Genomic DNA, 24,666 nt, shown 5'->3' with positions numbered 1-24,666 from the left:
TTATGAATATTTCTACTTTATATAGTCACAATGTGAAGTTGTTTGAAGCGTTAAATCTGGATTATCGTTCGTATAAACATGAACCTATCCTGGATTACGACACTGATCTGAAAGTCTCGCAGGAGTTAGGCTGGACTGCAGCTCCCAGTAAAAGCTTATTTCTGAAACGTAAAAGCGGCGGCTATTGTGTGTTTGTGACCCATAAAGAAAACCGTTTCGATCAGAAGAAGATTCGTGAAGTCATTGGCGAGCGAGTGTCTATCTGCAACAACGAAGAAATGGAAACCATGACCGGCTGTATTCCCGGTGCTTTATGTCCTTTTGTCTTAGAACCCTCGATCCCGATTATTTTAGATGTCTCTTTATTGGATCATAAAGAAGTGATGTTTACGCCAGCTGATCCCAGTTACACATTTATTGTTGAATCTGAAGTGCTGGTCAGTGTCTTTGAAAGCCTGAACAATGAGATGTACTTTTACGCGAGTTAAAATAGGGGGCTGTTCAGCCCCTTTACTCGTGTTTAATGTCTAAGACGGGAAGAATATGGATGGACTCAATGCCACCCATTTCGACGATGCATTTTTTGATTTCATACAGTAATGGCAGTCGGGTGCTGTTGACTCGGATCAGGCAGTCAAATTCGCCATAGATAGATTCAAAGTGAAAATCATAGCCAGCACTTTTGAGGTGTTTGAAAATCTGTTTACAGTCTAGGCTTCCGGATTTGACCAACAGGTAAGAATGAATATCATCAGAAGGGGATAAGCGCTGATCAAAGCAAGTACTGATAGTGAAGCCGGTGATGATGTTCTCCTGGATCAGGGTTTGTATTCTTTTGTCTACGGCACTGCGTGAGAGGTTGACCTGTTCTGCAATTTTCTGGATGCTTTCTCTTGAGTTATCTCTCAATAACTCAATGATTTTCATGTCCACTTTATCTAAATTCATGATGGTTACTAACTAGCCTGGTGACTTTTTGATTCTCAGGAAACAGAAGATTCTTTTAATTATATTCTGTTTTTAGATGGATATTTTTTCTGCTTTTTTGATAAGCAACTGCATACTTACCATACACCTCAGGTATCTTGTCAATATGAACATGAATGATGATGTGAATAACGTGATAGGCAATGAGATCGGCACAGAAACGCTTGAAACAGCGGAATGCTGTGGTGAGTGCCGTTATCTGAAACCCTGCCAGGCTGTGCTTGCCTGAACATGGCGCGGGCGGGCCAACCGCGAGCTTTTCTGCGTGAGGTTCTCTCCGGGCGGAATCGCTGAGCGCTCCGCTTCAGTCTGCAAGATCGGCAAGAAGTGCCAGTTCGCGATAAAGCAGTTCGTCGTCCCCTACGTTGAGCTCAATCAGGCGGCGCAGGTGTGAAATACTGTCGATATCAATATTCACGATTTTCATCCGCAGACAGTCACTGTCATGGGCGACCAGCTCAGTGATCATGGTCATGTGAATTTCTGTATCGTGCAGGGTGACATCGACTTCAAACGGGGCCTTGTCATCCGGCTGCCAGCGTTCAGGCCGGCTGAGCAGAATACCATGCAGCGAGATATCCCGAACATCAGCAAACCAGTGGGACTGAGCCTGACGCACCAGCGCCGGAGCCTGATAAACAATACGGATAAACTGGCGTCTTTCGTTCATAGTCTGTGATTACCTGTATGAGCCTATATTGTCGAGTTTAGGGTCTGTTGGCCTTTTGGGGTCTGTTTTTTCTATGTTGACGCGATATCGGTTTGCAGAACTGCAGCTGCACTGGGAAATCGGGATGCGATTGACCCTGTGCAGAATTAGCCCCGAATCAGATGAAACAGGCGACTTTGATGATTTGCTTATTAAGTAATCGCGCAATAAAAAGGCTGCCCAAAGGGCAGCCTGAGTTCCGTGATTGCACATCTGTCCGATGGACTTATTTGGCAATACGCTTGTACTTAATCCGGTGCGGCTCTGCAGCCTGCGCGCCCAGTGTTTTCTTCAGCCAGTCGGTATACTCGCTGTAGTTACCTTCGAAGAAATTCACCTGGCCTTCATCGCGGTAGTCGAGAATGTGCGTTGCGATACGGTCCAGGAACCAGCGGTCGTGCGAAATCACCATGGCGCAGCCCGGGAATTCCAGCAGCGCTTCTTCCAACGCACGCAGAGTCTCGACGTCCAGGTCGTTGGTCGGTTCATCGAGCAGCAGCACGTTGCCGCCGGCTTTGAGCAGTTTTGCCAAGTGGACACGGTTTCGTTCACCACCAGACAGTTCGCCAATGCGTTTCTGCTGATCGCTGCCCCGGAAGTTAAAGCGGGACACGTAAGCACGCGCCTGAATCTCGAAGTTGTTGATGCGAATCACATCGTTGCCTTCAGAGATTTCCTGATACACAGTGTTGTTATCATTCATGCTGTCGCGGAACTGCTCGACAGAGGCCAGTTTGACGGTCTCACCCAGCTCGATTGTGCCTGCATCGGGCTGCTCAGAGCCGCTCAGCATCTTGAACAGGGTTGACTTACCGGCACCGTTGGCACCGATGATGCCGACGATGGCACCTTTTGGCATGCTGAAAGACAGGTTGTCGATCAGCACACGGTCACCAAAGGATTTGGTCAGGCCGTTGACTTCGATCACCTTGTCGCCCAGACGATCACCCGGCGGGATGAACAGCTCGTTGGTTTCGTTACGTTTCTGGTGATCTGTGGTGTTCAGCTCTTCAAAACGGGCCATACGAGCTTTGGATTTGGCCTGACGACCTTTCGGGTTTTGACGAACCCACTCCAGCTCTTTCTCAATGGTTTTCTGACGCGCTTTCTCCTGAGAGGCTTCCTGTTTCAGACGGGCGTCTTTCTGCTCCAGCCAGGAGGTATAGTTGCCCTGCCATGGAATCCCTTCACCACGGTCCAGTTCCAGAATCCAGCCGGCGGCGTTGTCCAGGAAGTAACGGTCGTGCGTGATGGCGACCACAGTCCCAGTGTAATCAACTAAGAAACGTTCCAGCCAGCCCACAGATTCGGCATCCAGGTGGTTGGTCGGTTCGTCGAGCAGCAGCATGTCAGGCTGTTCCAGCAGCAGGCGGCAGATCGCCACGCGGCGGCGTTCGCCCCCCGACAAGAATTTGATCTGAGCGTCCCACTCCGGCAAGCGCAGTGCATCTGCAGCACGCTCCAGTGTGTTGTCCAGATTGTGGCCATCTTTGGCCTGAATCAGGGCTTCCAGCTCACCCTGCTCTTTGGCAAGGGCATCGAAATCGGCATCCGGCTCAGCGTAAGCCGCATAGACGGCATCCAGGCGAGTCAGGGCGTTTTTGACATCGGAGACGGCTTCTTCAACCACTTCACGTACTGTCTTGCTTTCGTCCAGTACCGGTTCCTGCGGCAGATAACCGACATTCAGACCCGGTTGCGGGCGGGCTTCCCCTTCGATATCGGTATCGATACCCGCCATGATGCGCAGCAGGGTGGATTTACCGGAACCGTTCAGGCCCAGAACACCGATTTTGGCGCCAGGGAAGAAACTTAATGAAATATCTTTCAGAATCTGTCGCTTAGGTGGCACAACTTTGCTCACTCGCGACATGGTATAGACGTATTCAGCCATTTCTGTAGGTCATCTCTAATGATTGGAGAAAGGGGTATTTTAACCATTCTGGCCCTAAGTTTAACAGCAATGTCTCACAATGACGGTTAAGATGAATACATGCCCTTCACCGCAGATTTTCGTTATTGACCTGAGCCTGACCCAGGGCTGACGTGGATGCAGGGATGGGACGTTAGGATGACAGTGTGAATGAAACGTGCTGATTTTAATCTCAGTAAAGCTGGAGCCGGAAAGAGTATATATGCAGTCTGAAGCCGTGATGCACCGTTGTAGTCGTTGGATTCTGGGCCTGGGAGTCTGGGTGCTGTTGGGAGGAAGCGTGGCACAGGCCGCCTCGCTGGAAGAGCAGAGAGAATGGTATGAAGCCGCGAAAGATGCGCTGGAACGCAAGGATGAGTCGGCTTATCAGCGCTATCGTGCAAGGCTCAATGACTATCCGCTGACCCCATATCTCGATTATCGCCAGTTTCAGGATGATCTGGAAAAGCGCTCCCCAGCCGAAGTGAGCGCATTCATCAAAAAGCATCAGGATCTGCCTTTTACCATCAAGCTGGGGTATGCCTATCAGGATGTGCTGGCAGAGGCGAATCGCTGGCAGGATCTGGTGACCTTTCAGACGGAGCCGCCGTTCAGAGAAAGTTATCAGTGCCAGTATTATCTGGCGCTGAGCAAAGTGGGCCGCAAGAATGAAGCCTGGCAGGGCGCGCAGTCACTCTGGCTGACCGGCCAGTCGCTTGACGACGATTGTGATCCCATGCTGGATGCCTGGGCAAAAGCAGGAAAGCGTACCAATCAGCTGATTCTGGATCGGATGCTGCTGGTGTTTGAAGCCGGCAATCAGGGGCTGCTGAAATATCTCGATAAACAGCTGACAGGGAACGCCAGAAAAGAAGGCGATACGTTGCTCGCGCTGTTTGCCAAACCTCAGGGTGTGGCAGACTTTGCAAAAAAAAGCAAAGTCACGGACTATAACCGGCAATTGACGGTGGCGGCCTACAAGCGTCTGGTACGGGTGAATACCGAAGAAGCCTTGCGCCAGTTAGAGCGGGTTGCGGACGGGCAAAAGCTGGATAAAGCACAGAAGCAGTCACTGGCGGATTATACGGCGTCACGACTGATGGATGCTGAGGACGCGGATCTGATCCGCTGGCGCGATGCCATCCTGCGTAAAAGCAGTGATGATGATTTAATTGGACGACGCATCCGGCTGGCCCTTCGTGAAGGTAATTGGACCGAAGCGCAGGCATGGATCCCGCAACTCTCGGCGGAAGAGCAGAACACGCTGCGCTGGAAGTTCTGGCAGGCGCATTTGCTGGCCAAAACCGATCCTGTGGTTGCCAAGCCGAAATATCAGCAATTGCTGGGTGAGCGGAACTTTTACAGTGCCGCGGCCGCTACGGTTCTCGGTGAAGTGATCGATTTTCCGGTGGAATCCCTGAATGAAAAAGAGCAGGACGTGACCCCTTATCTGCCGGCGTTAAAGCGGATTGAGGAAATGATCGCCCAGGATAAGGTGTTTGATGCCAACCTGGAGTGGTGGTATCTGATGAAAGATCTCGAGCCGAAAGCTATCTGGCCGCTGGCTGGTTACGCAGATAAGAAAAACTGGCACCATCTGACGGTGCAGGCCACGATTTATGGCCGGATGTGGGAGCACCTGTCGTTACGTTTCCCGCTGGCCTTTGCTGAGACCTTCAAGTCATTCGGTCAGCAGCGTGAGCTTTCTGTGACGACTATGATGGCGCTGGCGCGTCAGGAAAGTGCACTGAATCCACAGGCGATGTCGCCGGTCGGTGCCCGCGGTCTGATGCAACTGATGCCCGCCACAGCCAAAGAAACCGCAGGTAAGCTGAACTATAAATACGCGGGCAGCAGCAGTCTTTTTGAGCCAGAGGTCAATATCAGGCTGGGCAGCGGCTATCTGAAAATGATGCTGGAGCGTTACGACAACAACCGTATTTTTGCTTTCTCGGCCTACAATGCCGGTCCGGGCAGAGTTACCAGCTGGCGTAAAATCAGCGACGGCAAGCTGGATGTCTTTGCTTTCATGGAAACCATTCCTTTCGGTGAGACGCGCGGTTATGTCCAGAATGTGCTGATGTTTGAGGTCTACTACGACAAGCTGACCAATCAGCCGGTCCAATTGCTGACCACAGAGGAACTGAACGCCAAGTATTGAGACAAACTGCGGCTATACGTTTGGTGCAAGGCTGTGGTTCGGGGTAGAATCCGGGCAGAGTTCATACGCCTGTATTGGTTACTAATTGTCAATGCAGGCAATTTTTGAGGAAAACCATGTCAACCAAAGCCGATACGCCGGACTTTTCTGACTGGCAACAAATCGTCTCTCTGTTTCGTCAGGCCTCTGCCGAAGGCAAAGATGAGTTACTCCTTCGCCTGCTGTTAACCCCGGATGAGCGTGAGTCGCTGATCGCCCGGGTAAATATCTTCCACGAGCTGCTCAATGGTGAGCGGAGCCAGCGTAAAATCAGTGAGTTGCTGGGCGTTGGTGTGGCGACCATCACACGGGGCTCGAACGAGCTCAAGCACCATGATGCGGAGACGCGCGACTGGTTAGCTGAATTCCTGCTCAAACAGCAGCCGAAAGGCTGAAGTACCCAGTCACCCCCTCCTAGCCTCCCCCTTGAAAAGGGGGAGGGACAGTACAGAGCTCGCTGAAATCACGGATATTCTCTCCCCTTGAAAAGGGGGAGGGACAGTACATTGCTCACTGAAACCACAGATATTCTCTCCCCTTGGCAAGGGGAGGGTTAGGGTGGGGTTCGAATAACGCGAACAGAGCTCACTGAAACCATGAAGATTCCCTTAGTCAATCCTCAGAGCGAAAGCGACATTACTTTTGTACGAACTCAGTGCCTGTCTGATCGTACAGTCCCGGGTTCATGAAAGGGATCAGAGCCAGGATCAGCGCCTGCTGATAAACACTGCTGCGGCTGAGCTTGTGCTCAGTGAGCATGGCGATGGCGCCCCCTTGTTGCTTCACATTCTGCTGCTGAAACATATCGTCCATCACATCCCCCAGTTCTTCTCCGGCATGCAGCCGGGCCAGCGCTTTGGGCGGCAAAGGCAGAGAAGCTGAACGGGATTCTCCGCGCTGGGTACTGCTCTCGATCACCATCCAGGCAAACGTCGCGCAGCCGTCAAGCCCGGCTTCCAGACTGACATAGTAGTCCGCGCCAGGCTGCAGTTGTCGGGCATGGACGATCCGGTTACGGGCGCCGGTCAGGGTTTCTTCGGCACACATCGGCTGTGCTCTGACGCCGCTCTCCACGGCGACACCACGGATTTGCATGATCTGTGTCGGGAAGGCTTGCTGGAAGGCGTGTTCGACCGCCCGGATTTTGGCCGGATTTGTCGAGGCGACAATAATGCGAATCTGGTGCGCTGGTGCTGGAATGGGGGTGTGCATGATGGGCTCCTTCAGTTCACGTCATTATTGTACGGATTGGAAGGGCGCTGTCACCCCTGACGGGCATCTGCCGGAGCATGAGCCAATCAGGGGGGAGGCGGCAGGATCACCCGCGGTGTCATCAGAGACGGTCGAATGACCAGTCAGACTGGATAATGTAACCGTGGATCTTGAACTCGTCGTGGTTGACAAACAGATTCGGAAAATCCGGCTGGGAAGTAGAAAACACCACGCCATCGGCCAGCTGTGTCATGTGATAGAAATCAGGCTCGCTGCCACGTACCGACGCAAACACCGGCTGCTTCGGGCGATAAGGCGCTTTGCGGGTGGCCAGCGCATAGCTGCCCAGCGGCGCACACTGAGCGATGTTTTCGTTATCGACCAGCAGACCCAGGCAATCGTCACGATCTAAGTGATGCGGGATCGCCCGCTTGCTCAGGACATCGACTTTACCGCCATCGCGATAGGACAAGTAGTCTTTGCGATGGATCACAGGGATATAGGTTGAGGTGGTGTTGTGCCCTGTTTCGTGACTGATGGCCGTTGTGGCCTGTGTGCCGGAATCAATCTGTCCGGTCAGTAAATAGCTGATTGACGTGTTCAGGGTTTCAGCAATTCTTTCCAGCTCACGCACTTCAATGCCGTATTTGCCTGACAGTTTACGGCTCATAGTGCCTTGTTGTAAGCCCAGCGTTTCACCCAGTTGTTTCTGGCTAATCCCCTGAATTTTGGCCAGGCGCTTAATCCGCTCTAAATATTCCATATGAATGGCTTCCCGCTCGCAGTAAAAAAAGAATGCGAAAGGCATTCGCAAAAGTCATAAATTATTTTACTGATATCCTTGTCTAAAGGTTTTACTCAAGCTGAAAAGTGCGATGGATTTCGTTAAAGGAATATGCATTTGCACTCAATTGGGTAAAAAAAGGGACAATTTTTTTTCAGTAAAATAAGCCCGTAAGAAAAAATACCGCCAACTGCTGACAAAAGTAACATATCAGTTCCGACCAAGAAATAAGGAAACTGCATGGGATAGGGGGTTTTATGCATATTTTATGATATGCAACCCAAGGTTAAACAGGATTTCTTAAAGATCTGCCCAATGGCAGAGTGATTGATGAATTCATTCTGTGAATGAGATCGATTTCATTTTAATCGTGAATATGTGCAGGTTATCAATAAACCTAGCGAATATTATGTCAATTTGGTATATCCGGCCCATTTGATCTGCCAGCCCGACAATGAGTCAGTCAAGAGCGAGGTTGCCTGAGAGACTTGCCTGCTTTGAGGCTCAGGCCGATGCTTTTTTGCACCTGCGTTGCATTTCCCCAGGATTGGGCACGAAAAAGAATCGAAATTGCACCAATGTGGAGCGAATAGCACGGTATTGGTGCGTGTTGACTTCATAGTGAGAACTGACTGCATCAAGTGTAATTTTTTGTTATTGATTTTCAATCACTTAGTTTTACTGGCGAATTTAGCGATGAGCCTGTCAAACTGGAACAGTTATTGCTTGCACCTTCAATAGGATTGATTCGCCCTAATTTGGGGCTTGTGGTTCATTTTTGCACATGTTTTGTGCGTGACTTAGGGAAGAGTTCAATGACTGAATCTATGACACAGGTGACGGGAGCCGTGCAGGCGCTGACGCAAAGTGCGGACACTTTGTTCCTGTTGCTCGGTGCCATCATGGTATTTCTGATGCATGCCGGTTTTGCGTTTCTGGAAGTGGGCACGGTACGGCAGAAAAACCAGGTGAATGCGCTGGTAAAGATATTGGCCGATTTTGGCGTATCAACGATTGCTTACTTTTTTATCGGCTACTGGCTGGCCTATGGCGCCACCTTTTTTGCTGATGCAGAAACCTTGTCAGCAGGCAATGGGTTTGCCTTAGTCAAATTCTTCTTCCTGCTGACCTTTGCCGCCGCGATCCCGGCGATCGTCTCCGGCGGGATTGCGGAGCGGGCCCGTTTTAACCCTGTACTGATTTCGACCTTCTTTATTGTCGGGTTTGTTTATCCGTTGTTTGAAGGCATGATCTGGAACGGTAATTTTGGCCTGCAGGCGTGGTTTGAAGGCCGGTTTGGCGCCGCTTTCCATGATTTTGCCGGCTCTGTGGTCGTGCATGCGGTCGGCGGCTGGATTGCGCTGGTGGCTGTGATGTTGCTGGGCATGCGCAAAGGGCGGATCCGGGCAGGCAAACACACGAACTTTGCGCCATCGAATATTCCGTTTTTGGCGCTGGGAGCCTGGATATTAAGTGTCGGCTGGTTTGGTTTTAACGTGATGTCGGCGCAGTCGATCAACGGTGTCAGCGGACTGGTTGCCGTCAACTCGCTGATGGCCATGGTGGGCGGGATTCTGGCTGCCGTGGTGCTGGGGAAAAATGACCCGGGCTTTATTCATAACGGCCCGCTGGCCGGTCTGGTGGCTGTGTGCGCCGGCTCGGATCTGATGCATCCGCTGGGTGCGCTGATCACCGGCATCGTGGCGGCTGCTATTTTTGTCTGGCTGTTCACTTACATGCAAAATCACACCAAGATTGATGATGTACTCGGCGTCTGGCCGCTGCATGGCGTATGTGGCGCCTGGGGCGGCATTGCGGCCGGTATCTTTGGCCTGCAATCGCTGGGCGGATTAGGCGGCGTCAGCTTTTTCGTGCAATTGCTGGGCACTGTGATAGGTATCGGGATTGCAATGGTTGGCTCGTTGATCGTCTATGGTCTGGTAGATAAGCTGTCTGGCCTGCGCCTGAGCGAAGAAGACGAGTTCAACGGCGCGGATCTGGCCATCCATAAGATCAGTGCCACCAATCTGGAATAAAACGGGCTCGGCCCAGTATTTTCGAATGCCGCCTGGTGCGGCATTTTTTATGCGGGTATGCCGTGTGTGAGTGAAGGGAAAACCGGTCACTGTCACTTTGGTGCTGATGACAGTTAACGACCCGGATTTCTTACTCTTATGACGACATCACTCGCTGCGATTGCTTAAGCTCAGTCTGTGTTTCTGTGCTGGGTTGAAGCATGCAGCAACAAATCAGGTCTGGTCAGTGGCATCGACTTATCGCAGCCGTCTTGAGTGGTTTCTTTGTCATTCTGCTTCAGGGGGTGCTGAGTGCCAGTGCAGCCAGCGCAGAAGCCCCTGAACTGAAAGCGCTGCACCAAAAAGAGCCCTATGCCAGCTGGGATCGGACGGCCTCAGAGGCACGCATGCTGCTGCAGGACAAAACCGCAGAGACCCCCAAACTAGAGCGTATTCGCGCAACCCTGGCTGAACAGCGGGGTGAGGCGTATCAGTTATCACAAGATAAATCGGTGGATGTTCGCTGGCTGGAAGCACAGCTTAAATCACTCGGTCCGGAACCGAAGGAAGGGGAAAGCGAACCCGAGGTCATAGCCAGCCGTCGTGCCGAGCTGGAAAATGAACTGGCCACAGTCAGTGCACCGATATTTCTGGCCGACGCAGCGTATGAACGGGCTAACCTCCTGGTGGGCGAAGTTGACAGGGTGATCCGCCAGAACCTGTCCGAAAAATTGCTCAATAAAAGCCCGACGCCGTTATGGCCGGGGAACTGGGGAGGCGCGCTGAACGAACTGAAACAGTATGTCGGCGTGTTAGGACAGCAGTTCCAAGCCGTCAGGCAAGATCCGCAACAAGCCCGTGAGATGAGTGCATCTATAACCCCGTTTCTGGTGTTCATGACGTTCGCTCTCCTGACTATGCTGCTGGTACAGCCTTGGGTGATCAACCGGCTGGACCGATTCAGCCAGAGCCTGACCAGGAAAAGCCAGATTCTGATCTGCAATCTATTCTCAACCTTACTGCGGCTGTTCTTTCCTTTGCTCACCGCGTTCCTGTTGATCGTGGCAATCGGCCAGCTGAAGCTGCCTTTACCGTCTGTCAAAGCGACGATCAGCGCACTGGCGGGCGCGGCTGTGTATATCGTGGTCAGCCATTGGCTGGGTTTTTTGATATTCCGGCCCAAGGCAGCAGAACAGCGAATTATCCATCTTGATGACGCTTCCGCCCGGCGTGGCATGCGGATCTGTCAGCTGCTCGGGATTTTCCTTGGTCTGATTATCCTTTTGACGGCAGTCAAAACGGATCATGCCTTTTCAGCGGCCAGTTCGGCATTGTTGACCTTACCTGTGATCGTGTTCGGTAGCTGGCTGATGTGGCAACTGGCGAAAGTATTAAGCAAGGCCGCCAAGCAAGCCGACGAGGCCGACGCGCAAAGCGAGCAGGCCAATCATGTCAGTCGTGGCGTGCTGAACGCGCTGGTCTGGCTGATGAAGGCGTCCAGTATTCTCAGTGTCGTTTTTGTCTGTGTCGGCTACGACAGCCTGGCGCGGCAGGCTATTATACCCATGGTGATGTCCATTGCGCTGATTGCCTTTGCTATGGTCATTTACTACGGCCTGCTGAATGTCATCAACCGGATCATGGCAGGTGACAAAACGCAAGACACAGAAGCGAGTGTCAGCGAAGGGCTGCTACCCATCGTGCTGATTGTCATGATGTTTATGCTGTTTGCCCCCATGCTGGCACTCACATGGGGCGCCCGGCTGACCGACATCGCCGAAATCTGGCGCTTGCTGTCTGATGGCATCGAGCTGGGGGATGTCCGTATTTCTCTGGATGTGATGATTACCTTTCTGGTGGTGGTGTTTGTCGGTGTGCTGCTTACCCGGTGGATTCAGCACGTCATGCGTCATTCCGTGCTGCCGAAAACCAAGACCGACCCTGGCGCACGAACCGCGATTGTGACAGGCCTGGGTTATGTGGGTTATACCCTGGCTATCATTATTGCGGTGTCTGCGGCGGGTCTGAATTTATCCAGCCTGGCCGTGGTGGCCGGGGCATTGTCGGTCGGGATTGGCTTTGGCCTGCAGACCATCGTCTCGAATTTTGTCTCTGGGATTATTCTGCTGATTGAGCGGCCGATCAAAGAGGGAGACTGGATTGAAGTGTCCGGGCATTCGGGTTTCGTCCGCAAAATAGCCGTGCGCTCAACACGCATCGAAACCTTTGATCTGCAGGATGTCGTGGTGCCCAATTCGGATCTGATCGCCGGTATTGTGAAAAATATGACCCTGCGATCGGACCACGGCCGATTGATTGTCCCTGTTGGGGTGGCCTATGGCAGCGATCTCAATACCGTCAAACAAGTGCTGATGGACGCGGCAAAAAAACATGCCATGATCCTCAGCTATCCCGAACCGACCGTTGTCTTCACCGAGATGGCCGACAGCGCTTTGCTGTTTGAGCTCCGTTGCTTTGTCCGCGATATCAAGCAATACATGATTATCAAATCCGAACTGTTGTTCGATATCTATCAAACGCTGACCGAGCAGGGCGTCAGCATTCCTTTCCCGCAACGTGATGTCAGCATCAAAGGGCTGGAAAGGTTATTGAAAGCGTGGGAGGAGAGAAAAGCGGATTCGGGTGACTGAGCGGTGAGTCTCACGCATTGCACCGGCTCTCTGAATACATAAACCCAACAAAGGATTGTGTGGCGGCACTGCAATCATAATAATGGCAGTCATTGTTTTCTGATTTGGCTTTGCTGTTTATGACCCCGCAGTCTGCGTTTGTCCAGTCGCTACGCTCATTTCCTTTACCTGAATGCAGTGCTGAGGTGCTCCTGGCTGAGTTTGATCTGTGCCATTATTCGCCCTCCCTGTTCAGCCAGCTTGGCGTCAACATGCCAGCGACACTCAGCCGGGCGGTGCCCAAGCGACAGGCGGAATTTCTGGCCGGCCGTTATCTGGCGCAGCAACTGCTGAAAAAGGAGGGCATCGCACCGGTTGAGATAACAATTGCTGACAACCGTGCGCCTGTCTGGCCACAGGGGCTGACGGGCAGTATCAGCCATCATGAGCAGCTGGCTGCCTGCGTGATTTGTCCTCAGCACCATGAGATGGCCGGTGTGGGATTAGATATCGAATTGCCTGTGACAGCCGATACGGCGACGGGTATGCCGGGCGTAGTCGTCAATGACCAGGAGCTGGTCAGGCTGGACATCAATGAGCAAAATCAAATCGAGTTGATGACCCTGATTTTTTCCGCTAAAGAGAGCATTTTTAAGGCGTTATATCCGCAAGTTCAGCGCTATTTTGATTTTCTGGATGTGTCGTTTGTGGGCAGGGACGAACAATGGCTGCATTTTGCACTGAACACTGAGTTGGCCGGAGCTTTACCCTGCGGCCGGCAAGGCAAGGTTTACTACTCCAGCATAGGACAGTCTGTGCTGACGTTTACCCGTTCTGAGTATTTTACTGATAATAATTATCATTATTGAGTTTATTCCTATCGACAGTTACAATCGCTTTCTTTTTTGCGGATGGATCGTGTCGTCATGGACAGTAACACGCTGAATACTAAGCCAGTGTTAAGGCTTGCCCTGCTTATTAATATGCTCTCGGTCGGTACCCTGATGATGGTGATGCCGCTGGGGCCGGATTTAGTCCGGGATATTGGTTTGCAAGGCGAGCATATCGGGTACATCAGCGGCGGTGCGACGTTCGGCTCCGCGATCATTGGCTTTTTTCTTGCACCAGTGCTGGACCGCTATGACAGGCGGGCAGCGCTGACGCTGTTTCTGTTGCTCCGCTCTGTGTTGATTGCGCTGTGCGGGCTGGCTGCCACGCCGGAACAGCTGCTGCTGATGTTCATTGCCGCAGGCTGTTTTTCCGGCCCGCTCAGTGGATTGATCATGGCATCAGTTCTTGATGTGACCAAAGTAACAGAGCGGGGCAGGGCTATGGCCTTTGTGGCCAGCGGGTTTTCACTGGCGGCGATCATCATTGTGCCGGCTTCCTTGCTGCTGGCGCAGTGGCTGAACTGGCAGATGACGTTTTTCTTTTTTGGTGGGCTGGGCCTGATACTGGCTGTCGCGGTACGCATCTGTATGCCATCGCTGGTGCCACCGAAACACCCCTCTGAGCAACCAGCCCCCCAATCGGCCGGGCTGTCCGGGATGATCCGCTCAATGCCCTTTATCCTGGCGATGACAATGATGGGGATCAGCCTGTTCGGGCATTTCTTACTGGTGCCGAACCTGTCGGCATATTTCCAGTTCAATCTCGGTTTCCCGCGGGATGAAATCAGCTATCTCTATCTGCTGGGCGGACTCATGAGCATACTCGCCATGCGCTACTGCGGCAGGATGATGGATAAAGGTTCAGGTCAGGCGGCCTTGTTCGGTCTCAGCGCGACGGTGGCGGCAGTGGTGTACTACGGGTTTGTCAGTGACAGTACGGACAAATGGGTCTATCTGATTTTTATGATTCTGATGGCATCGAGTTCGGCGCGCAGTGCTGTGCTGGCAGCATTCACTTCAAGGGTGCCGCCGCCCCAGTATCGTGCGGCTTTTATGACGTATCAGTCAACGATGTCAAACCTGGCAGCCGGTGCCGCCAGCATCATGGGCTCGATATACCTGACATCGGGGCCGGGGCACCAATTGCTAGGACTGGATGTTCTGGCAACCGCTACAATAGCAAGCGCTCTTGCTGTGCCACTGCTGGCCTTCTGGTTTATCCCTTCGCTGAAACAGGCTCAGGTTTCACAACAGGCTCCGGGTTAATCCCGGAGTTTTTTTATCCATTTTATTCTCCCCGCCAATACTCCCTATGGCGCATATAAAAACATCGTTTTGATAAGTGATCAGTCTCAGTCTTTCCGTTGCACTTGAACGCGAATAAAAAAAGTTATCAATTCGATTGAACTTTTATTGACGTTGATAATAACAATAATTATCATTTGCGCCATTGTTATTAATGGAGTGTTGAAATGTTTCAGCAACAAGGAGAAAGTGTGATTAAGTTAACTCGTTTGAACCGGGCTTTATGTGTTGTCGGTATGGTCTCTTCATTCACGGCGATGGCCGAAGTGGCCAACAAAGAAGTGATGGTGGTGACGGCTAGTCAGACGGAACACCCTGAATTAACGGCTCCTGCTTCTGTGTCTTATATCACGCGTGAAGAACTGGATAATCTGGTGGTGAATGATGTCGGCGAAGCGATCAAAAAGCTGCCGGGTATCAATATCAATCCAAGCACCGGTTATGGCCGGAATGAAATCAAAATCCGTGGTCTAAGTGCAGACTACACCTTGCTGCTGATCAATGGTCGCCGTATCAACTCACGTGATGGTCTGCTCAGCGCCTACGGCAACGACTTTGACCTGTCCAGCATTCCTATGTCAGCGGTTGAGCGTATCGAAGTTATCCGTGGCCCGATGTCATCCCTTTACGGTGCGGATGCACTGGGTGGCGTGGTGAACGTTATCCTGCGCAAACCCACGGAAGAAACACAGGGCTCTGTCGGTTACCAGTATGACGGTATCACCGAAGGCTCCGGCGGCGACACCAATAAGATCAATGCTTACGTCAGCGGTGCACTGATCCCAGAAACCCTGCTGGGTAACCTGATTGTTGAAAAAAGCGATCGTGATGCCTGGCGCACGGATAAATCGGTTAACCCGGATACCGATGTGCTGGAAGAGCGCGACGAGCTGAATCTGTACTCCAACCTGAAGTGGCTGGTGAATGAGCAGCAGGATATCGATCTGGATTTGATCTACAGCAAAGATGATCGTGATGCCGACTGGAACAATTATGGGACTGCGGCTAACAACGTGCAGGAGATGGAGCGTTATAACGTCGCCCTGACGCATTATGGCTATTGGGCTAACTTTGACTCCCGCCTGCGTTACAACCTGGATAAGTCTGAGCTGAGAGACGATTCAGAACTGAACGGCGCGGTTGGTAATATTGATCAGACCAATAATACCGTGGACGGGCAGCTGTCCGGCTACCTGGGTGATCACCTGCTAACCGGCGGCGCGGAATACCGGGATACCAAGGTGAAAAATAACCTGACTCTGAACACGGATTCTGTGAACTACAGCCAGGCGGCGGTTTACCTGCAAGATGAGTTCTCGCTGGGCAATCTGGCCCTGACTCTGAGTGGTCGTTATGACGATCACGAAGTGTACGGCGGTGAGTTCAGTCCGCGTGCGTATGCGGTTTATAAAATCAGCGACAGCTGGGTCGTCAAAGGTGGCGTGGGTAAAGCTTTCAAAGCACCGAGTCTGAACCAGTACAGTGACTCTTACTCAGTCCTGGCCTGCCGTGGTAAATGTAGCGTAGTCGGTAACCCGGATCTGAAAGCAGAAACCTCGCTGAGCTATGAGCTGGGCACCAGCTATGAAGCGGCTCGCTGGGGTGCGGGTCTGACACTGTTCCAGAACGACATTGACGACATGATCCAGGCCGAAAACTGGGACCGCGTCAGCACCGAGCTGAGCTACTTCAATGTGGCAGAAGCGGAAGTGAAAGGCGTGGAAACCATGGCCTGGGTGGATATCACAGACACGGTGAGCCTGTCTGCGAACTACATGTACACCAGTGCGGAAGATAAAGACACCAAAAAAGATCTGATCCTGACGCCAAGCCACACCGCCAATGTTCAGCTTGACTGGCAGGCGATGGATAACCTGTATGCGTACACCTCTTATCAGTACACAGGCTCTCAGTATGTCCGTTCCGGGGAGAAACTGTCGGCATACGGCACCATGGATCTGGGCGCACGCTACGAAGCGATTAACAATCTGAATCTGAAGCTGGGTGTCACTAACCTGACCAACGAAGAGCGGGACGAAGCCGCGACAAAACTGGATTACATCCTGAAAGCCCGCAGCGTCTATGCCGGTGTTTCATACGATTTCTGATAACAAGATCAGTCAGGATAACCTGACACCGAAAGAGCCAATGACAATTGGCTCTTTTTTCCCCAGCACAAGCAATGTGATGTCACTTTCTAACAATTAAAACCCTAACGAATTAACACCCAATCAGTCAGTTTACGATGCGTCATAAGCTGCACATATTCTTGCGTAAAAAGGGAGTTGTGACATGCAACAGACTCAAAGTGAGAATCCAATACTGAATACGGTATTCTCACCGAATAGTGATCTTTTCTTCTCGTCTGTGTACCGGACTGTCAGAGGGAAAGGGATCAGCCAAGTTATCACCACCCCTGCCATTCACGGTGAAGACAGCCAGAGTGAATTCCAGCAGGTCATACATCAGGCGTTCGCCGCCGAAAAAGCCAAAGGCGTTGATAATCCTATCCTGATCGGTTCGATTCCGTTTGATGTCTCCGAACCATCCTGCCTGTACATTCCTGAAAGTGTTGAAGTGACCGAACATCAGCCGGATGCCTTCGGCGCGCTCAGCGGGATGTCAGTCAGCAAACCATTGCAGGTTGTGGCCAGGCGCAGTGAGCCGGAAGAATCCGTGTTCAAGCAGGCTGTCGCGCAGGCGGTGGAAAAATTTCAGCGCACTCAGCTGGAAAAAGCCGTGTTGTCACGGGTACTGAACATTGAGCTGAGCGATGACATATCAGCCAGTGACATTCTGGCCCGGCTGATCAAACAAAACCCGACCGGGTTCCATTTTGCCATTCCGCAGCAGGATCAGTCTGTCTTACTGGGCGCCAGCCCTGAGCTGCTGATCCGCCAGGAAGGGCGGCATATTCTGTCCAACCCGCTGGCGGGTTCGGCGAAGCGACAGCCCAGTGCAGACGCTGATCAGCAAGTCAGTGAAGCGCTGCTGCAGTCGGTCAAAGACAGGTATGAACACCGTCTGGTGATCGATGAGATTGCCCAGCAACTTAAGCCTTACTGCCGCGAGCTGGATGTGCCTGCCGGTCCGTCTCTGATCCATACCCCAACCATGTGGCATCTGTCGACCCGGATCGAAGGCCAGCTCAACCCGCCGGCCAATCCACAAGCCTCACCTTATAACGTGCTGCAACTGGCGTGCCTGCTGCACCCGACCCCTGCGGTATGCGGTTTTCCGTTTAATCTGTCGCGCGATGCAATCAAAGAGCTGGAAGGCTATGAGCGCGGCATGTTTACCGGCATGGTCGGCTGGTGTGATTCCCAGGGCAACGGCGAATGGGCGGTGACGATCCGCTGCGGTAAAGTGCGCGAAAAATCCGTTCGCCTGTTTGCCGGTGCCGGTATTGTTGACGCATCCTGCCCGCAGGCCGAATGGGCGGAAACCGAAGCCAAGCTGGGCACCATGCTCAACGCCTTCGGGCTGGGCGAGCAGGGGGTCGCATGAGCATTGCCTTTACACCCTGGCCACCCGCGCTTGCCGAACAGTACCGCCGGAAAGGCTATTGGACCGATGTGCCCATGACTGACATCCTGACGCGCCATCAGGATGAGCGTGCCGATCACCGGGCGCTGGTGTGCGGTGAACGCCGCTGGACCTACCGCCAGCTTGAGCGCGATGCTGAGCAGTTGGCGGTATCCCTGCTGCAGCTGGGGGTGAAATCCGGTGACACCGCGCTGGTGCATCTGCCGAATGTGGCGGAGTTCTATATTGTTTTCTTTGCGCTGATGAAAGTGGGCGTCGTACCTGTAAATGCCTTGTTCAGCCATAACCGGCATGAACTGACCGCCTATGCTGAGCAGATTCAGCCCACACTGGCGATCGTCTCGTCCCGCCACAGTTTATTTACGGACGGCGCGTTTGCGCAGGCGCTCAGCCAGCAAGTGCCGACGCTGAAGCACTGGCTGGTCGATGGCGATGCGGAGTTTGGCGACTCGCTCGCCGCGGCTATAGCAGGCAGATCGGCGGATCAACACGCGCCACAGAATCAGGCCGATGAGGCGCTGAACTGGCCGGTGCTGTCCGCTGCTGAAGTGGCTTTTTTCCAGCTGTCCGGTGGCAGTACCGGCACCCCGAAACTGATCCCCCGTACCCATAACGACTATTACTACAGCGTGCGAGCCAGTGCAGACATTTGTCAGTTGGACACCGACACCGTCTTCCTGTGTGCCTTACCGGCGCCGCATAACTTTACCCTGAGCTCACCGGGCGCGCTGGGCGTATTCTACGCCGGGGGTGCCGTGGTACTGGCGGCGGAGCCAAGCCCGATGACCTGTTTTCCGCTGATCAAGCGCCACCAGGTCACCATGACGTCTCTGGTGCCACCGGCTGTCACCCTGTGGTTGCAGGCCGCCGCGGATGATCGCTCGGCGCTGGACAGCCTGCAATGGCTGCAGGTCGGCGGCGCCCGCCTCGGGGAAAGCCTTGCCCGTCGTATTGAACCCGAACTGGGCTGCCGTTTGCAGCAGGTGTTCGGCATGGCCGAAGGCCTGGTCAATTACACCCGGTTTGATGACAGCGAGTGGCATGTGCTGAACACCCAGGGACGCCCAATCAGCGACGATGACGAAGTGCGCATCGTGGATGAAGACGGTCAGGATGTGCCGCGCGGCACCCCCGGCGCCCTGCTGACCCGCGGTCCTTACACCTTCCGCGGCTATTACAACAGCCCGGAACACAATCGCGTCGCGTTTGATCAGGACGGTTTTTACCGCTCCGGCGATGTGGTGGTGATGACCGGAGACGGTTACCTGATAGTGGTCGGCCGTGACAAAGATCAGATCAACCGCGGCGGCGAAAAAGTGGCTGCCGAAGAGATCGAAAACCAGCTGCTGGCCCTGCCGGAAATCACCCAGGCCGCACTGGTTGCCATGCCGGATGCCGTCATGGGCGAGAAAAGCTGTGCCTTCATTGTCACCTCTAATCCCAAGCTGAAAACCCTCAGCATCCGAAAGCACCTGCGGACGTGCGGTATCGCCGATTACAAGCTGCCGGACCGTATTGAGAAAGTCGACGCCTTACCCATGACGCACGTCGGCAAAATCGACAAAAAAGCCCTGCGACAGCTAATTGCCAACCAAGTACAAGCCCAGTCACAGCCTCAGCCAGAAAAGGACGTTTTATCATGACTATTCCAGCATTACCGACTTATACCATGCCTGCTGCCGAGGCTTTTCCCGCCAACAAAGTGTCGTGGGCCTTTGAACCGCAAAAAGCGGCGTTCCTGATCCACGATATGCAGGAGTACTTCGTCAGTTTCTATGAGCGTGACAGTGCCCTGATGCAAACCCTGCTCAGCAATCTGGTTGCCCTGAAGGGCTTCTGTAAAGCCAACGGCATTCCGGTGATCTACACAGCCCAGCCCAAAGAGCAGAACATGGCCGACCGGGCATTGCTGAACGACATGTGGGGGCCGGGCCTGAACAAATCCCCTGAACTGCAACAGGTGGTTGCGGCGCTGGCGCCGGAGGCGGGCGATACCGTGCTCGACAAATGGCGTTACTCGGCGTTTCAGCGCTCGCCGCTCGAGCACATGCTCAAAGAGCTGGGCCGGGATCAACTGCTGATCGGCGGAATATACGGCCACATTGGCTGCCTGATGACGGCGGTGGACGCCTTTATGCGCGACATCAAGCCTTTCATGATCGGCGATGCGATTGCCGATTTCTCACTGGAAGAGCATGAAATGGCGCTCAAGTATGTGGCCGGTCGTGCCGGTATGGTGGTCTCGACCGCTTCGCTGATCGGCACAGCTCAGCGGGCTGGCTCACCGCACAGCGAGTTGCCGGAAGTCCTGACCCGCGGCGGCTTGCTGGCTCGCATTGCCAGGCTGGTGGAAGAAGAGGAAGACGAGTTTGATCCTGAGGAGAACCTGATCGACTACGGCCTGGATTCGGTGCAGATCATGTCATTGATCACCGAATGGCGTAAGCACGGGGTGGTGATGAATTTTGTCCAGCTGGCCGAAACGCCGACCTTCAACCACTGGTGGGGATTACTGGAAGAAGCCCTGAACAATGTGGACCAGGAGGTGCAGGGATGACAGCACTCAATACCGCTCAGCACGGGCTGTGGCTGGGGCACACGCTTAACGAAGACAAGGCGCTGTTCAACACCGCCGAATGCATCGTGTTTGACGGCAAAGTGGATGCCGGCAAACTGGAGGTAGCTGTGCGCCAGGCGGTGGCGGAAAGCGAATGTCTGTCCTGTTACTACCGCAGCGAGAATGAACAGCCTTATCGGGATGCTGCTTCTGAGCCTGTGGCATTTACTGTGACGGATCTCGAACCGTGCGGCGGACAGGACGCCGAGCTCGCGGCCGTCCGGCGCTGGGCCGAACAGGATATGACGCTGGCGTTTGATCTTGAGCAGCAGTTGCCCGGCCGCTTTGCGCTGCTTCGCGGCGAACAGCAGGATTATCTTTATAACTGCGTCCACCACATTGCGCTGGATGGCTTCGGGACCACGCTGATCTTTCAGCGGATCGCCGAGATTTATTCCCTGCTGATGCAGGGCGTGCCGGTCACGCCTTCACCTTTCGGATCTTTCCAGGCGGTGCTGGATGAAGATCAGCAGCGTCGCGACTCCGGCGCCTATGACAAAGCCCGTCAGTTCTGGCTCGATACTCTGGCCGGGAATTCGGCGCCCTCATCGTACAGCCGTGAGGTTGCACCGATTGCGGCCCGTTTTCACCGCCAGAGCAGCACTTTCAACGACAACCTCTGGCAGCAGTGCCAGAGTCTGGCCGATCAGTATCAGCTGACCTGGGTCGATATCTTCCTCGCCGCACTGTGTACGCATCTGCGTCACTACAGCGACACTGAGCAGGTTGTACTGGGGATGATGGTGATGAACCGTCTGGGTTCGAAATCCCTGACAGTGCCCAGCATGCAGATGAACATAGTGCCGCTGGTGGTTGAGGTTTGCGGTGATGACGATCTGCTGAGTGTGGCGCGCAAGGTTGCGGCACACAAAAAGAAAATGCGCCGTTTCCAGCATTATCGCTATGAAGATCTGCGCCGCGATCTGAACCGGGTCGGCGGCAGCCAGCGTTTATATGGCGCGCTGGTCAATATCATGCCGTTCGATCATCCGCTGCAGTACGCCAATCTGGCGGCTGAGACCCTGAATCTCAGCGCGGGCCCGGTGGAAGATCTGACCATCGAGCTGCATGCGAAATCAGAAGGCCTGCCGGTGGTGGACTTTGATGCCAACCCGGCCGTGTATGCGCCAGGTGAGCTGGCCAACCTGCAACAGGAACTGCTGAACCTGCTGGCGAGCTGGTTAGCGGCACCGACTCAGGCGACGGAGACATTGCTTGGCGGTTTGCATGCTCAGGCCAGACTGGACGCCGTGATCCGCAATGAGGAAATCACACTGGCCGGTACGGAAGTGACTTCAGTGCTGGCCGCGATCCGTCACCATGCGGATCAGCACCCTGACGCGATAGCGCTGGAGCAGGATGGCGTGTCACTGACCTATCAGAGCCTGATGGAAAAAGCCGATGCTGCTGCCAGTGCTTTGCTGGCACAGGGCGTACAGCCGGGAGAGAAAGTCGGGGTGGCACTGAGCCGCTCTCTGCCTTGTATCACCACAGTACTGGGGGTGATGCTGAGCGGCGCGGTCTACGTGCCGCTGGATCCGGAACAGCCGATGGAGCGCCAGAGCAGTATCGTCAGTCAGGCCGGGATTCGCATGGTGATCACCGAGGCCCAGCATCAGCACCGTCTGTCGGTGCTGCCGGTTACGATTCAGCTGGCCGGTCATCTGCATGCTGCACCTGTTGCCTTGCCGGATACGGCGAGCTCGGATCTGGCCTATATCATGTTCACGTCCGGTTCAACCGGACAGCCAAAAGGCGTGGCCATCAGCCATCAGGCGATGAATCATTTCGTCGCTGCCGCCGCGATCCGTTATGGCATTGATGCGAGCGATCGGGTGTTGCAATTTGCTCCGTTCAACTTCGATGCCAGCATCGAAGAAATCTTTGTCACCTTAAGTCAGGGCGCGACGCTGGTCTTGCGAACCGATGCCATGCTCGAATCAATGGCCACCTTCTCTGATTCAGTCGCCGCCGCAGGGATCAGCCTGCTGGATCTGCCGACCGCGTTCTGGAATGAATGGGTCGTCAGCCTGCAGGCAGGCACAGCGACCCTGCCAAACCGCTTAAAAGCCGTGATTATCGGCGGAGAAGCCGTGTACCCCGAACCGCTGGCTCAATGGCAGAAGGTAGTTGAGCAAGCCGGGATCGCGAACGGTGTCCGCCTGTTTAACACCTATGGCCCGACAGAAACCACAGTCGTAGCCACCTGCAGCGAACTGCAGGATTTTCATGGTCAGCACAGCCTGTTACCCATTGGTCTGCCACTGCCTGGCGTTGAAGTGCTGGTGCTGGATGCGCAGTTCCGTCCGGCGACCACCGGTGAGCTGGTGATTCTGGGCAATACACTGGCGGACGGTTATCTGGGACAGACCCATCCGGCCTTTACTCACCTGCAGGTGGGCGATGTGCAGCGCCGGGCTTATCGCACCGGCGACCGTGTCACGCTGACGGATGGCCAGCTGACCTATCTGGGACGCATCGATAACGAATTCAAAATCAGCGGTTACCGTATCCAGCCGGGTGAAGTGGAATCTCATCTGCTGGCCTTGGACGGGGTGGAAGAAGCCTGTGTGCAGGGCATGGTGTTCGATAACGGCATCCGGCGCCTGGTGGCCTTTGTGGCCGGCGAACAGCACGAAGATTTTGATGCGCTGAGCATCAAAAAAACGCTGCAGGCCCATCTGCCAGCGGCCATGATCCCGACCGATTTCCGCTTTTTTGCCAGCCTGCCGAAAACCGGCAGCAACAAGGTGGATCGCAAAGCCCTGGTGGCTGGCTATCAGAATGACAGCGCCGAGCAGGAACTGGCGAGTGAAACTGAAAGCCGGGTCGGCACGATCTGGCAGCAGATCCTCGGAGTCAGTGCCATTCAGTCACAGGATAATTTCTTTGAGCTGGGCGGGCAGTCCCTGCAGACCATTCAGATTGTGAACCGTCTGGGCGCGGAGTTTGGCGTCAGCATTAAGGTCTCCGATGTGTTTGATCGGCCGATCCTGAGTGATTTCTGTCGCTATCTCGATGAGATGCAGCAACAAAGCGAAGACGAAGTGGAGATGGTGTGGTGATGACAGCGCAGCAAACAGCAATGACCTTCAGCGGTCAGTTTGACAATAAAGTCGTGTGGGTGACCGGTGCCGCCCGTGGCATCGGTCACGCGGTCGCCATGAGCTTCCACCAGCTGGGTGCTCAGGTGATTGGTCTGGATATTGATTTCAGCGCCGCGCGTGAAGCGGGCATTGAACATCCTTTTGCCACCTATGCGGTGGATATCAGCAACCCGGACGCGGTCAGCGCGGTGGCACAAACGATTCTGGCGGCCTTCCCTGTGATTGATGTGCTGGCGAATGTCGCCGGGGTTCTGCGGATGGGGCAGACCGAGGAACTGACAGTGGAAGACTGGCACACCTGCCTCAACGTGAATGCGTCCGGCGTGTTTTACCTGTTACAGCAGGTGATCCCTGTGTTCAAGCAGCAACGTCACGGCGCTGTGGTGACTGTCAGTTCCAATGCGGCGCACGTTCCGCGTCAGCACATGACCGCTTACTGTGCCTCCAAGGCTGCGCTCAGCAGTCTGGCCAACTGCGCCGCCCTGGAGCTGGCACCCTATGGCGTGCGTTGCAATCTGGTGTCACCGGGGTCGACCGATACCCAGATGCAGCGTTCACTGTGGCACAGCGACGATGCCGAGCAGCGTACCATCGCCGGTTTCCCTGAGCAGTTCAAGCTGGGGATCCCGCTCGGTAAAATCGCTCAGCCCCGGGAAATCGCTCAGGTTGTGGTCTTCCTGGCGTCCGATCTGGCCAGCCATGTCACCATGCAGGACATCGTGGTCGACGGCGGAGCCATTCTGAACGCCTGA

The 24,666-nt window shown here is 54.1% G+C and carries 19 protein-coding genes; 14 read left to right on the top strand and 5 right to left on the bottom strand.

The genetic code is table 11. The features are described from left to right. Positions 1 to 2: 2 nt before the first annotated feature. On the top strand, positions 3 to 488 hold the full coding sequence (locus LN341_RS12215) for a YbaK/EbsC family protein (RefSeq protein WP_234203435.1): 486 nt from the start codon (positions 3 to 5) through the stop codon (positions 486 to 488). A 22-nt stretch (positions 489 to 510) separates the two neighbouring features. Here the strand turns inward: LN341_RS12215 and LN341_RS12210 are convergent, their stop codons facing one another. Then, the gene (locus LN341_RS12210; RefSeq protein WP_234203434.1) at positions 511 to 948 is read right to left on the bottom strand and encodes an Lrp/AsnC family transcriptional regulator; all 438 of its coding nucleotides are present in this window, start codon (positions 946 to 948) and stop codon (positions 511 to 513) included. Positions 949 to 1,093: 145 nt separating this feature from the next. Between LN341_RS12210 and LN341_RS21800 the strand changes: the two genes are divergently transcribed. Beyond that, entirely contained in the window at positions 1,094 to 1,216 is a 123-nt protein-coding gene (locus tag LN341_RS21800) for a hypothetical protein (protein ID WP_255783009.1), read from the top strand. A 75-nt stretch (positions 1,217 to 1,291) separates the two neighbouring features. Here LN341_RS21800 and LN341_RS12205 read toward each other — a convergent pair whose 3' ends face one another. Further along, positions 1,292 to 1,657, bottom strand: a complete 366-nt coding sequence (locus tag LN341_RS12205; protein WP_234203433.1) for a PilZ domain-containing protein — start codon at positions 1,655 to 1,657, stop codon at positions 1,292 to 1,294. Between the two features lie 265 nt (positions 1,658 to 1,922). Continuing rightward, positions 1,923 to 3,590: an energy-dependent translational throttle protein EttA gene (gene ettA, locus LN341_RS12200; protein ID WP_046218933.1), complete on the bottom strand. Its 1,668-nt coding sequence runs from the start codon at positions 3,588 to 3,590 to the stop codon at positions 1,923 to 1,925. A 241-nt stretch (positions 3,591 to 3,831) separates the two neighbouring features. Between ettA and sltY the strand changes: the two genes are divergently transcribed. Both sltY and trpR read left to right on the top strand, forming a co-directional pair. Next, positions 3,832 to 5,769 (top strand): murein transglycosylase, encoded by a 1,938-nt coding sequence (gene sltY, locus LN341_RS12195; protein WP_234203432.1) that lies wholly within the window; start codon positions 3,832 to 3,834, stop codon positions 5,767 to 5,769. A 116-nt stretch (positions 5,770 to 5,885) separates the two neighbouring features. After that, a complete protein-coding gene (gene trpR / locus LN341_RS12190) occupies positions 5,886 to 6,203 on the top strand; it encodes a trp operon repressor (RefSeq protein WP_046218931.1) in 318 nt (105 codons plus the stop codon). Positions 6,204 to 6,444: 241 nt separating this feature from the next. On the opposite strand, the gene yjjX is transcribed toward trpR, so the two are convergent. Continuing rightward, positions 6,445 to 7,020, bottom strand: coding sequence for an inosine/xanthosine triphosphatase (yjjX, locus tag LN341_RS12185; protein WP_234203431.1), 576 nt, complete (start codon positions 7,018 to 7,020; stop codon positions 6,445 to 6,447). Between the two features lie 121 nt (positions 7,021 to 7,141). Then, entirely contained in the window at positions 7,142 to 7,783 is a 642-nt protein-coding gene (locus LN341_RS12180; protein WP_046219146.1) for a helix-turn-helix domain-containing protein, read from the bottom strand. Between the two features lie 836 nt (positions 7,784 to 8,619). Here LN341_RS12180 and LN341_RS12175 point away from each other — a divergent pair. The 10 genes from LN341_RS12175 to dhbA all read left to right on the top strand — a co-directional run bounded on the left by LN341_RS12175 (position 8,620) and on the right by dhbA (position 24,666). Beyond that, positions 8,620 to 9,840, top strand: coding sequence for an ammonium transporter (locus tag LN341_RS12175; RefSeq protein ID WP_234203430.1), 1,221 nt, complete (start codon positions 8,620 to 8,622; stop codon positions 9,838 to 9,840). Positions 9,841 to 10,040: 200 nt separating this feature from the next. Continuing rightward, the gene (locus LN341_RS12170) at positions 10,041 to 12,470 is read left to right on the top strand and encodes a DUF3772 domain-containing protein (RefSeq protein ID WP_234203429.1); all 2,430 of its coding nucleotides are present in this window, start codon (positions 10,041 to 10,043) and stop codon (positions 12,468 to 12,470) included. Positions 12,471 to 12,589: 119 nt separating this feature from the next. Beyond that, positions 12,590 to 13,318: a 4'-phosphopantetheinyl transferase gene (locus tag LN341_RS12165; RefSeq protein ID WP_234203428.1), complete on the top strand. Its 729-nt coding sequence runs from the start codon at positions 12,590 to 12,592 to the stop codon at positions 13,316 to 13,318. A gap of 57 nt (positions 13,319 to 13,375) precedes the next feature. Continuing rightward, positions 13,376 to 14,605, top strand: a complete 1,230-nt coding sequence (locus tag LN341_RS12160) for an MFS transporter (RefSeq protein ID WP_234203427.1) — start codon at positions 13,376 to 13,378, stop codon at positions 14,603 to 14,605. Positions 14,606 to 14,835: 230 nt separating this feature from the next. Beyond that, on the top strand, positions 14,836 to 16,752 hold the full coding sequence (locus tag LN341_RS12155; protein ID WP_234203426.1) for a TonB-dependent receptor domain-containing protein: 1,917 nt from the start codon (positions 14,836 to 14,838) through the stop codon (positions 16,750 to 16,752). A 184-nt stretch (positions 16,753 to 16,936) separates the two neighbouring features. Continuing rightward, a complete protein-coding gene (locus LN341_RS12150; protein WP_234203425.1) occupies positions 16,937 to 18,151 on the top strand; it encodes an isochorismate synthase MenF in 1,215 nt (404 codons plus the stop codon). Then, entirely contained in the window at positions 18,148 to 19,833 is a 1,686-nt protein-coding gene (locus LN341_RS12145; RefSeq protein ID WP_234203424.1) for a (2,3-dihydroxybenzoyl)adenylate synthase, read from the top strand. The genes LN341_RS12150 and LN341_RS12145 overlap by 4 nt, the downstream gene beginning before the upstream one ends. Beyond that, positions 19,830 to 20,747: an isochorismatase gene (locus LN341_RS12140; protein ID WP_234203423.1), complete on the top strand. Its 918-nt coding sequence runs from the start codon at positions 19,830 to 19,832 to the stop codon at positions 20,745 to 20,747. The genes LN341_RS12145 and LN341_RS12140 overlap by 4 nt, the downstream gene beginning before the upstream one ends. After that, complete coding sequence (locus tag LN341_RS12135) at positions 20,744 to 23,872, top strand: non-ribosomal peptide synthetase (RefSeq protein ID WP_234203422.1); 3,129 nt, start codon at positions 20,744 to 20,746, stop codon at positions 23,870 to 23,872. The genes LN341_RS12140 and LN341_RS12135 overlap by 4 nt, the downstream gene beginning before the upstream one ends. After that, on the top strand, positions 23,872 to 24,666 hold the full coding sequence (gene dhbA, locus LN341_RS12130) for a 2,3-dihydro-2,3-dihydroxybenzoate dehydrogenase (protein ID WP_304622689.1): 795 nt from the start codon (positions 23,872 to 23,874) through the stop codon (positions 24,664 to 24,666). Before LN341_RS12135 ends, dhbA begins: the two co-directional genes overlap by 1 nt.

This window comes from Photobacterium sp. TLY01 (assembly GCF_021432065.1).
Lineage (GTDB): Bacteria > Pseudomonadota > Gammaproteobacteria > Enterobacterales > Vibrionaceae > Photobacterium > Photobacterium halotolerans_A.
Note: the sequence above shows the minus strand (reverse complement) of the source record. Positions and strands in the feature narration are given on the sequence as shown.

Excerpts from the sequence above, each read along its gene's own strand:
- LN341_RS12215 (WP_234203435.1), top strand. The coding sequence starts at position 3 with ATGAATATTTCTACTTTATATAGTCACAATGTGAAGTTGTTTGAAGCG.
- LN341_RS12210 (WP_234203434.1), bottom strand. The coding sequence starts at position 948 with ATGAATTTAGATAAAGTGGACATGAAAATCATTGAGTTATTGAGAGAT.
- LN341_RS21800 (WP_255783009.1), top strand. The coding sequence starts at position 1,094 with ATGAACATGAATGATGATGTGAATAACGTGATAGGCAATGAGATCGGC.
- LN341_RS12205 (WP_234203433.1), bottom strand. The coding sequence starts at position 1,657 with ATGAACGAAAGACGCCAGTTTATCCGTATTGTTTATCAGGCTCCGGCG.
- ettA (WP_046218933.1), bottom strand. The coding sequence starts at position 3,590 with ATGGCTGAATACGTCTATACCATGTCGCGAGTGAGCAAAGTTGTGCCA.
- sltY (WP_234203432.1), top strand. The coding sequence starts at position 3,832 with ATGCAGTCTGAAGCCGTGATGCACCGTTGTAGTCGTTGGATTCTGGGC.
- trpR (WP_046218931.1), top strand. The coding sequence starts at position 5,886 with ATGTCAACCAAAGCCGATACGCCGGACTTTTCTGACTGGCAACAAATC.
- yjjX (WP_234203431.1), bottom strand. The coding sequence starts at position 7,020 with ATGCACACCCCCATTCCAGCACCAGCGCACCAGATTCGCATTATTGTC.
- LN341_RS12180 (WP_046219146.1), bottom strand. The coding sequence starts at position 7,783 with ATGGAATATTTAGAGCGGATTAAGCGCCTGGCCAAAATTCAGGGGATT.
- LN341_RS12175 (WP_234203430.1), top strand. The coding sequence starts at position 8,620 with ATGACTGAATCTATGACACAGGTGACGGGAGCCGTGCAGGCGCTGACG.
- LN341_RS12170 (WP_234203429.1), top strand. The coding sequence starts at position 10,041 with ATGCAGCAACAAATCAGGTCTGGTCAGTGGCATCGACTTATCGCAGCC.
- LN341_RS12165 (WP_234203428.1), top strand. The coding sequence starts at position 12,590 with ATGACCCCGCAGTCTGCGTTTGTCCAGTCGCTACGCTCATTTCCTTTA.
- LN341_RS12160 (WP_234203427.1), top strand. The coding sequence starts at position 13,376 with ATGGACAGTAACACGCTGAATACTAAGCCAGTGTTAAGGCTTGCCCTG.
- LN341_RS12150 (WP_234203425.1), top strand. The coding sequence starts at position 16,937 with ATGCAACAGACTCAAAGTGAGAATCCAATACTGAATACGGTATTCTCA.
- LN341_RS12145 (WP_234203424.1), top strand. The coding sequence starts at position 18,148 with ATGAGCATTGCCTTTACACCCTGGCCACCCGCGCTTGCCGAACAGTAC.
- LN341_RS12140 (WP_234203423.1), top strand. The coding sequence starts at position 19,830 with ATGACTATTCCAGCATTACCGACTTATACCATGCCTGCTGCCGAGGCT.
- LN341_RS12135 (WP_234203422.1), top strand. The coding sequence starts at position 20,744 with ATGACAGCACTCAATACCGCTCAGCACGGGCTGTGGCTGGGGCACACG.
- dhbA (WP_304622689.1), top strand. The coding sequence starts at position 23,872 with ATGACAGCGCAGCAAACAGCAATGACCTTCAGCGGTCAGTTTGACAAT.